Origin of the sequence: Propioniciclava sp. (assembly GCF_036744435.1) — a bacterium.
GTDB lineage: Bacteria > Actinomycetota > Actinomycetes > Propionibacteriales > Propionibacteriaceae > Propioniciclava.
In genome coordinates this window covers 1-7,879 of record NZ_DAIOIA010000131.1, presented here as the reverse complement: position 1 = coordinate 7,879, position 7,879 = coordinate 1, and the positions used below count along the sequence as shown (strand labels likewise).

Annotated in this window: 9 protein-coding genes; 2 read left to right on the top strand and 7 right to left on the bottom strand. The window is 70.9% G+C overall.

Annotated elements, in window-relative coordinates:
• From V7E09_RS13255 to V7E09_RS13240, 4 genes are all read right to left on the bottom strand, one after another.
• A partial coding sequence (locus V7E09_RS13255; protein ID WP_324523521.1) for a sensor histidine kinase occupies positions 1-1,300 on the bottom strand: 1,300 nt, incomplete at its 3' end.
• A 119-nt stretch (positions 1,301-1,419) separates the two neighbouring features.
• Positions 1,420-2,151 carry a response regulator transcription factor gene (locus tag V7E09_RS13250; protein WP_324511753.1) on the bottom strand — a complete coding sequence of 244 codons (732 nt, stop codon included), beginning with the start codon at positions 2,149-2,151 and terminating at the stop codon, positions 1,420-1,422.
• A gap of 69 nt (positions 2,152-2,220) precedes the next feature.
• Positions 2,221-2,511, bottom strand: a complete 291-nt coding sequence (locus V7E09_RS13245; protein ID WP_324511752.1) for an acylphosphatase — start codon at positions 2,509-2,511, stop codon at positions 2,221-2,223.
• Positions 2,508-2,939: a CBS domain-containing protein gene (locus tag V7E09_RS13240; RefSeq protein WP_324511751.1), complete on the bottom strand. Its 432-nt coding sequence runs from the start codon at positions 2,937-2,939 to the stop codon at positions 2,508-2,510. The genes V7E09_RS13245 and V7E09_RS13240 overlap by 4 nt, the downstream gene beginning before the upstream one ends.
• An 82-nt stretch (positions 2,940-3,021) precedes the next feature.
• On the opposite strand from V7E09_RS13240, the gene metB reads away from it, so the two are divergent.
• The gene (gene metB, locus V7E09_RS13235; RefSeq protein WP_324511750.1) at positions 3,022-4,188 is read left to right on the top strand and encodes a cystathionine gamma-synthase; all 1,167 of its coding nucleotides are present in this window, start codon (positions 3,022-3,024) and stop codon (positions 4,186-4,188) included.
• Between the two features lie 9 nt (positions 4,189-4,197).
• On the opposite strand, the gene V7E09_RS13230 is transcribed toward metB, so the two are convergent.
• Positions 4,198-4,896, bottom strand: coding sequence for an EcsC family protein (locus V7E09_RS13230; RefSeq protein ID WP_324523520.1), 699 nt, complete (start codon positions 4,894-4,896; stop codon positions 4,198-4,200).
• Positions 4,897-4,967: 71 nt separating this feature from the next.
• Entirely contained in the window at positions 4,968-5,681 is a 714-nt protein-coding gene (locus V7E09_RS13225) for a DNA alkylation repair protein (protein WP_324511748.1), read from the bottom strand.
• A gap of 119 nt (positions 5,682-5,800) precedes the next feature.
• On the opposite strand from V7E09_RS13225, the gene V7E09_RS13220 reads away from it, so the two are divergent.
• The gene (locus V7E09_RS13220) at positions 5,801-7,087 is read left to right on the top strand and encodes a peptidoglycan DD-metalloendopeptidase family protein (protein WP_324511761.1); all 1,287 of its coding nucleotides are present in this window, start codon (positions 5,801-5,803) and stop codon (positions 7,085-7,087) included.
• Positions 7,088-7,154: 67 nt separating this feature from the next.
• Here the strand turns inward: V7E09_RS13220 and V7E09_RS13215 are convergent.
• On the bottom strand, positions 7,155-7,879 hold a 725-nt coding region (locus V7E09_RS13215; protein ID WP_442956893.1), incomplete at its 5' end, for a TerC family protein.

Genomic DNA, 7,879 nt, shown 5'->3' with positions numbered 1-7,879 from the left:
CGCTGCGCTGCCGTGCTCGGCTGACGTCGCCGCGGGTGAAGCGCTCGAAGATCCGATCGGCGATCTCCGTCGGGACGCCCGGCCCGTCGTCGCGCACCGTGATGGTCGCTCGCCCGTCGCTGACCGACAGCGCCGTCTCCACATGCGTCCCGGCTGGGGTGTGGGTGCGGGCGTTGGCGAGGAGGTTCGCGATCACCTGATGCAACCGGTAGCGATCCCCCCAGGCCACCACCTCCTGCTCGGGCATCACCAGCGACCAGCGATGCTCCGGCCCGGCGGCGCGGGCGTCGGAGACGGCGTCGGCGACGATCTGGTTCAGGGGAGTCGCCGCGGCGGCCAGGGCCGGGCCCGAGTCGAGCCGGGCAAGGAGGAGCAGGTCCTCGACGAGCTTCGACATCCGCTCCGACTCCGCCTCGATGCGGGTGAGGGCGTGGGCGGTGGTCGGAGGGGCCTCGCCGCGCTCGCGGCGGGTCAGCTCGGCGTAGCCGCGGATCGCGGCCAGCGGGTTGCGCAGCTCGTGGCTGGCGTCCGCGACGAACTGACGTACCTGCGTCTCGGAGCGTTGCCGGGCGGCCAGCGCGCCCTCCACGTTGTCGAGCATGTGGTTGAACGCGATGCCCACTTGCCCGACCTCGCTGCGCGGGTCGGCGTCCGCGTCGGGCACGCGCACGGGGACCGCGACCTCGCCGGAACCCAGCTCCAGGGCGGAGACCTGCGTCGCGGTGGTCGCGAGGCGCGCCAGGGGCCGCAGGCTCCGTTCCACGACGCTGCGCGAGGCGACGAAGGCGATCAGGATGCCGAGCAGCGTGAGCGCGGCGGCGGCGGCGATGATCGCCCACATGGAGGCGGTGATGGAGGCCATCGGGAGGCCCGTGACGATCACCGAGGAACCGACCTGCGTGGTCAGCACGCGGTACTCCCCGAGCCGGGGCAGGTAGACGTCGGTCGGGTCCGGCGACGCCGTTAGCGCCTCCAGCGGCTCGGACACCTCCGATCCGAGGGTGCCCCGGATGTCCTCGACCTGGACGAAGCCGCCGCTGCCCTGCACGTAGTAGAGCAACCCCTGAGCCTGTCCTGGCCCGCCCCCGCCCGCCGGGGGGTGGCCCTGGGCGGCGCCCTGGCCCACCAGGCGGGCCGCCGTCGCCTGGAGCTGGCTGTCGAGCTGGCTCACCAGGATCTGCCGCATCGCCAGCGCGGTGAGGGTCGACAAGAAGATCGCCACCAGCGCCACCAGGGCGGTCATGCGCAGCACCAGCCGTCGGCTCATCGTGCCACGGGCCAGGGGCGTCGGGCGTGGCACCGGCGCGCTCGTCGTCGGGGGTGGCGGCGGGGGAGCGGCGGCGCCGACCGGTGGGGGCTGCGGGGTGACCGCCGGAGCCGGGGCGGGTGCTGCCCCGGGGGGACGGAAGTCGGGTGTGCTCATGCGCCTGCCGGCTTCAACACGTAGCCGGCGCCGCGCAGCGTGTGGATCATGGGCTCGCGTCCGGAGTCGATCTTCTTGCGCAGGTAAGAGATGTACAGCTCGACGACGTTGGCCTGGCCTCCGAAGTCGTAGTTCCACACCCGATCGAGGATCTGCGCCTTGCTCAGGACCCGGCGCGGGTTACGCATCAGATAGCGCAGCAGTTCGAACTCGGTGGCGGTGAGCTGGATCGGATCCCCGCCGCGGGTCACCTCGTGGCTGTCCTCGTCGAGACTGAGATCCCCGACCACCAGTTGGGAATCGGGGCGGGGCGACGTCGCGCCGGTGCGACGCAGCAGGCCGCGCAGGCGGGCGACGAGCTCCTCGAGGCTGAACGGCTTGGTGACGTAGTCGTCGCCGCCTGCGGTGAGCCCCTGGACACGGTCGTCGACGGCGTCGCGGGCGGTCAGGAAGATGACGGGAACGTCGGGCTGCTCGGTGCGGATCCGGCGCATCACCTCCAGGCCGTCGAAGTCGGGCAGCATCATGTCGAGCACGATGGCGTCCGGGCGGACGTCGCGCGCGGCCTGCACGGCGCTGAGGCCGGAGTCGGCGCTGGACACGTCCCAGCCCTCGTAGCGCAGCGCCATGCCGAGCAGGTCGGTGAGGCTGGACTCGTCGTCCACGGTGAGGACGCGGATGGGGGTGCCATCGGGACGGGTGAGGGGGTCGCGCTCGGGTGCCTGCATGAGTTCAGGGTCGCATCGAACATTGCGGGAAAGCCATGGGTTCCCTGTGAGTCGGCTGTGAGGTGCTGCTCACCAGGGGTGGAATCCGGCGCTATCGCGGCGCAGCGGGCGATGCTCGACGAGGAAGCCGGTCAGGTGACCCGGCCGCCGGGCGCGCGGGCGCCGCTCCGTGACCAGGGCGATCAGCTCATCGACGGCTGCCTTCGGGCCCTGCGCCTCGATCTCCACGCGGCCGTCGCCCAGGTTGCGGGCATGCCCGATCAGGCCGAGGTCCTCGGCGTGCTGCGTCACCCACCAGCGGTATCCGACGCCTTGGACGTTCCCCTCCACCCAGACGACGACGTGCGCCTGGTCGCTCACTGGTGCAGGTACCCCAGCAGGTGGTTGCGCTCATCGGTGAGCTGGTCGATCCGGAACTTCACCACGTCGCCGATCGAGACCAGGCCGCGCAGTTCGCCGTCGACGACCAGGGGGATGTGCCGCACCCGCCGGGCCGTCATGGTGTGCGCGGTCTCCTCGACGCCGTCGCCGGGGGTGGCGACCACGACCTCCGGCGTCATCAGCGAGGCGACATCGAGGCCGAGCGCGTCCCCGCCGCGAGCGGCCAGGCCGCGCACGACGTCGCGTTCACTCACGATCCCCTCGATGTGGTGGCCGTCGGTGGACACCACCACGGCGCCGATGTTGTTGTCGGCCATGAGCGTGACGAGCTCGGTCACGGAGGCCTGCGGTGCGATGGTCACCACGGCGGCGGTGCCCTTGGTGCGAATGACATCCTCGAGCTTCATGGCGAGACGGTACCCGGACGCCCCCGGGACGCGCCAGAGCCGCGGCCTATGATCGTGGCGCCCACGAGGGAAGGAAATCGCCGTGGAACGAGCCAGATCAACGGCAGCGGTCCGCTCCGGGATCGACACCGACGTCGCCCAGGGGGCCGTCGTCCCGCCGGTCTACTTGTCGACGAACTACAGCTTCCGCGGACTGCGCGAGCCTCGCGAGTTCGACTACTCCCGTGCCGGGAACCCGACGCGTTCCATGCTGGCGGCGGCGCTGGCCGAACTGGAGGGGGCGGCCGGGGCGGTGGTCACCGCGTCCGGCATGGGGGCGATCACGGCCACGCTGTCGGCGCTGGCTGGTCCCGGTGACGTGGTGGTGGCCCCCCACGACGCCTACGGCGGCACCTGGCGGCTGCTGGACGCGCTCGCCCGGAAGGGAGCCTTCACCCTGGAGCTGACGGACCTCACCGCGCCCGACGCCGTCGCGCGCGTCGTCGACCTGGCACCCGCCGTCGTGTGGATCGAGACCCCCTCCAACCCTCTGCTGGGGATCAGCGATCTGCGCGCGCTGGCCGACGCCACCCACAGCGTCGGCGGGGTCGCGATCGCCGACAACACGTTCTGCTCGCCCATCGTGCAACGTCCCTTGGAGTTCGGCATCGACGCCGTCGTGCAGTCGTCCACCAAGTACCTCAACGGTCACTCCGACGTGATCGCTGGCGTGGTGACCGCTGCGGACGCCGCGCTGGCCGAGCAGATCGGCTGGTGGGCCAACTGCCTCGGCCTCACCGGCGGGGCGTTCGACTCCTACCTGACGCTGCGCGGCGTCCGGACGCTTCCGGTGCGGATCCGCCAGCACCTGGCGAACGCAACTGCCGTCGTCGAGGCGCTGGACGGGCATCCCGCGATCGAGCGTCTCTTCTACCCGGGCCTGGCGTCCCACCCGGGGCATGCGCTGGCCGCCCGTCAGATGGACGGCTTCGGTGCGATCGTCTCGTTCGAGATCGTGGGCGGGGAACCCGGCGTGGCCGCGTTCCTGGACGGTCTGGAGAACTTCAGCCTCGCGGAATCGTTGGGCGGCGTGGAGTCGCTGGTCTGTCACCCCGGGTCGATGACGCATGCGGCGATGCCGCCCGAGGTGCAGGAGGCCGCCGGTCTGCGGCCGGGCCTGGTGCGGCTCAGCGTGGGCATCGAGGACGCCGACGACCTGATCGCCGACCTGCTCTCCGGACTCGAGCGGGCGGCCCACCTGCAGGGCTGAGCCGGCCGTTCAGCCGGGAAACTCGAGGTGCGCCTGGTGGGAGATGCGCCGCATCATCGCGTAGTCGATGACCGCGCCGAACGCCCCTCCCGCCAGCGGGACGAGTTTGCCCAGTCGGGTGAACACGCGCTCGCCGAGGCTGCGCAGGATCCGGAACCCGACGGCCTTCTGGATCACCATCAGCGCGGCACGCGGGACCCCGCCGCGGGAGGCGATCTGCAGGGCCGCGCTCGTGCCGGTGCCGACGCCCGCGTTGGTGAGGATGTCGGCGGCGTTGGAGCCCACCAAGGTGAGCAGGATCGCGGTCCTGATCCGCTCGTCGGTGACGTCGTAGCCGCGCAGCACCGCCACCGCCGCCGTCATCCGGGTGGCCTGGACATAGAACTCGAAGACGTTGGCGGGAATCGCCACGATCATCGTCAGGAAGCCGCCCAGGCTGGTGACGAACCCGCCGACCGCGGCACCGAGGCCTGCCTGACGCTGCACGCGGCGCACCGCCGCCGTGACGTTGCCCTGCTCCCGCTCCAGGGCGGCGGCGGCCACCGCGGCGGCACCGGGGTAGGCTCCCGCGCCGTCGATCCCCACGGCGGTGAGGCGCTTGACCAGCCGGGTCACCGCATCGTCGGTGCCGTCGAGCGCGTCGGCCTCCTCCAGCGCGGAGCGGGTCACCTGGTGATCAGGGGCGGAGAACAGGTCGAACAGGCCCATGAGGGACTCCTTGTGTGCGGCCGGGGTGGTGGTTGCCCCGAGTCTGGCACAGTGCAGCGGGAAAACGCCGCTCACAGGTGCTTGGAGGCCTCGCGCACGGACAGCGGCGACAACGTGGCGGCGTGGGAGGCGAGGAAGCCGCGCACCCACTCCGGATCGGTGCGGGCGTGCTGGCGCAGGGCCCAGCCGATCGCTTTGCGGGCGAAGAAGTCCCGGTCGTCGCTGCTGGCCTCGATGGCCTCGGTGAGCAACTCCAGATCGGTCGCCTCGCGAGAGAGCAGTTGGCAGATGATCGCAGCCCGGCGCAGCCACAGGTCGGGATCGTGGGCCCATTCCCGCAGGACGGGCGTCCAGGCGTCGGGGCGGGCTCGCAGGCCGTCGCCGACCGGGCGGCCTGCGATCGCGTCCACGTGGTCCCACCACGCGCCGGTCACGATCAGGTGCCGCAGCAGCGCCACGGTCGCCGGATCGAAGTGCTCCACCCAGGCACGATGCCGAGGCAACTGCAGCAGGCCGACGGCCGCATAACGCTCCTCGCGATGGCCCGCGGTGTCCCACAGGTCGGCGACCGCCGCCCGCCAGGCGCCCGGGCCGGGCAGCGACAGCCGCGCCCAGATCGGGGCGAGGGCTGCCCGCAACTGGGGCGTCGTGAGGCCGTGATAAGGCATCGAGGACTTCATGTAGCGCTGCTGCTGGGCTGCCCGCGTGGGATCGGCGCGGGCGGACAGCGCCGCTCGCACGGCTGCGGTGAGACCCGCGGGCGTCTCGATGAGCGTCGTCTCCACCGGAAAACCCTAACGCGCCGTGCTGGGTCGCGCCCGGCGCGCCTACGCCTCGACCTGCGGGCTGGTTCTTAGGCTCAAGGCCGCTACTGAAAACCGATGTAAGGGGCTTTTCCGTGCGTATGGTGACTTCCCCCGCCTTCGCCCGTCCCGCGGACCAGGGCCGTCGGCGTCGCCGATCCCTGACCGCGTTCGTGGCAGCAGCCGTGACCGGCGGACTCCTGTGCGGCCTCGCGCCCGCAGCGATGGCCGACCCGCTCAGCGACCGGCACGACCAGATCAAGCAATCGATCGCTGCGGCGCGCCAGGAGGTCGATGAGGGGACGACCTCCCTGCAGGCCGCCAGCGACGCCCTGGCGGCGTCCCAGCAGCAACTGACCGAGGCGCGCAGTTCGCTGGACCAGACTCGGGCGAATCTCCAGGCCGCTCGGGACAACGACGCCGTCGTGGCCGCGCGCCTCGCGCAGGCACAGGCGGAACTGGAACGTGCGCGCGCGGCGGTGGCCCAGGCTCAGGCCGACGTCGCCGCACAGCGAGCCGTGACCGCCCAGGCCGCGCGGGAGGCCTACCAGGGTCGCGGTGAGGTCTCCAATGTGGTCGGGCTGCTGGAGTCCAAGACGCTCGGCGATCTCCAGCAGCGCCTGCAGTGGGACACCACCATCTTCGGGTCGACCACGGCCAAGCTGACCAAGCTGCAGACGCTGGAAGCCCAGTTGGCCGAGGCGGAGAAGGCCCAGGCGGCCATCGAGGCGCAGGTGGCCGCGGACAAGAAGGCCTCGGAGGAGAACGTCGCGGCCATCGCCACGCTGGAGGCCTCCGCCACCCAGCAGGAGGCCGACCTCGCCGCTCTCGTCACGCGCAACGAGCAATACCAGTCCGACGCCCAGAAGGCGCTGGATGAGGACACCGCCCACTACAACGACCTGGTCGCCGAGGACGCGTCGATCCAGAGCCAGTTGGCTCGCAGGGCGGCCGAGGAACTGGCTCAGGGGGGAACCTCGGGGGTCAGCGCGCAGGGCTTCATCCGCCCGACCAACGCCAACCCGGGCTCGCCGTTCGGCCGACGCTTCCACCCGATCTTGAAGATCTGGCGCAACCACAACGGCACCGACTTCGGGGCGGCCTGTGGCACTCCGCTGTACGCCGCGCAGTCCGGGACGGTGGTGAGTGCCGCCCGGCAGGGCGGGTTCGGCAACTACGTGGTCATCAGCCATGGGGTGATCGACGGGGCATCGATCATGACCGGCTACGCCCATCAGAGCAAGATGGTGGTCTCGGCGGGCCAGAAGGTGACCACGGGGCAGCTCATCGGCTACGTCGGCACCACCGGGCTCTCCACCGGATGCCACCTGCACCTGCAGGTCTACAAGAACGGGACGCCGGTCAACCCCATGACCTACATTCCCTGAGGCGTGATCGGCTGAGCAACGGCCCCGGGACGCACTGAGCGTCCCGGGGCCGTTGCGTGGAGCGAGGTCAGTCCTCCCCGTCGTGTCCTTCGAACGCGTCCGGGTTCTGCAGCGCCTTGCGGTAGGCGTCGGTATCGAGCCGGGGCTCGTTCCGCATCGGGTCGACACCGCTGAAGGCCTCGGGGTGCTCGGCCAGGTAGCGGTCGTGCGTGGCGTGCGCCTCATCCAGCAGGTCGAGCAGTTCGTGCTCGTCGTGGATGAGTTCCTTGAACTTCTCCGGCAGCGCCAACAAGGCCTGCTCCTCGGCGATCAGGCCGCGGTAGTTCTTGTCGCGGATGACCGGATCGGCCTCGAAGCCGGTGTCCAGGTACTGCTTGGCGTGACGGCGCGTGTTCTTGATCGTGGTGAGCGCCTTGCCCGTGGGGGAGGCGAGCGACATGACGATCACGACGAGGAGGGTGAGGACGATGACGGCGAGGCTCAGCTCGGTGGTGACCTCGACGACGTGGACCGGCTGGCCGCCGTTGATGAACGGCACGTTGTTCTCGTGCAGGGCGTGCAGGATCAGCTTGACGCCGATGAACGCCAGGATGACGGCCAGGCCGTACTTGAGGTAGATGAGGCGGTCGAGCAGCCCGTCGATGAGGAAGTAGAGCTGACGCAAGCCCAGCAGCGAGAACGCCACGGCGGTGAACACGATGTACGGGTTCTGGGTCAGGCCGAAGATCGCGGGGATCGAGTCGAGCGCGAACATGACGTCGGTGCCGCCGATGGCGATCATGACCAGCAGCA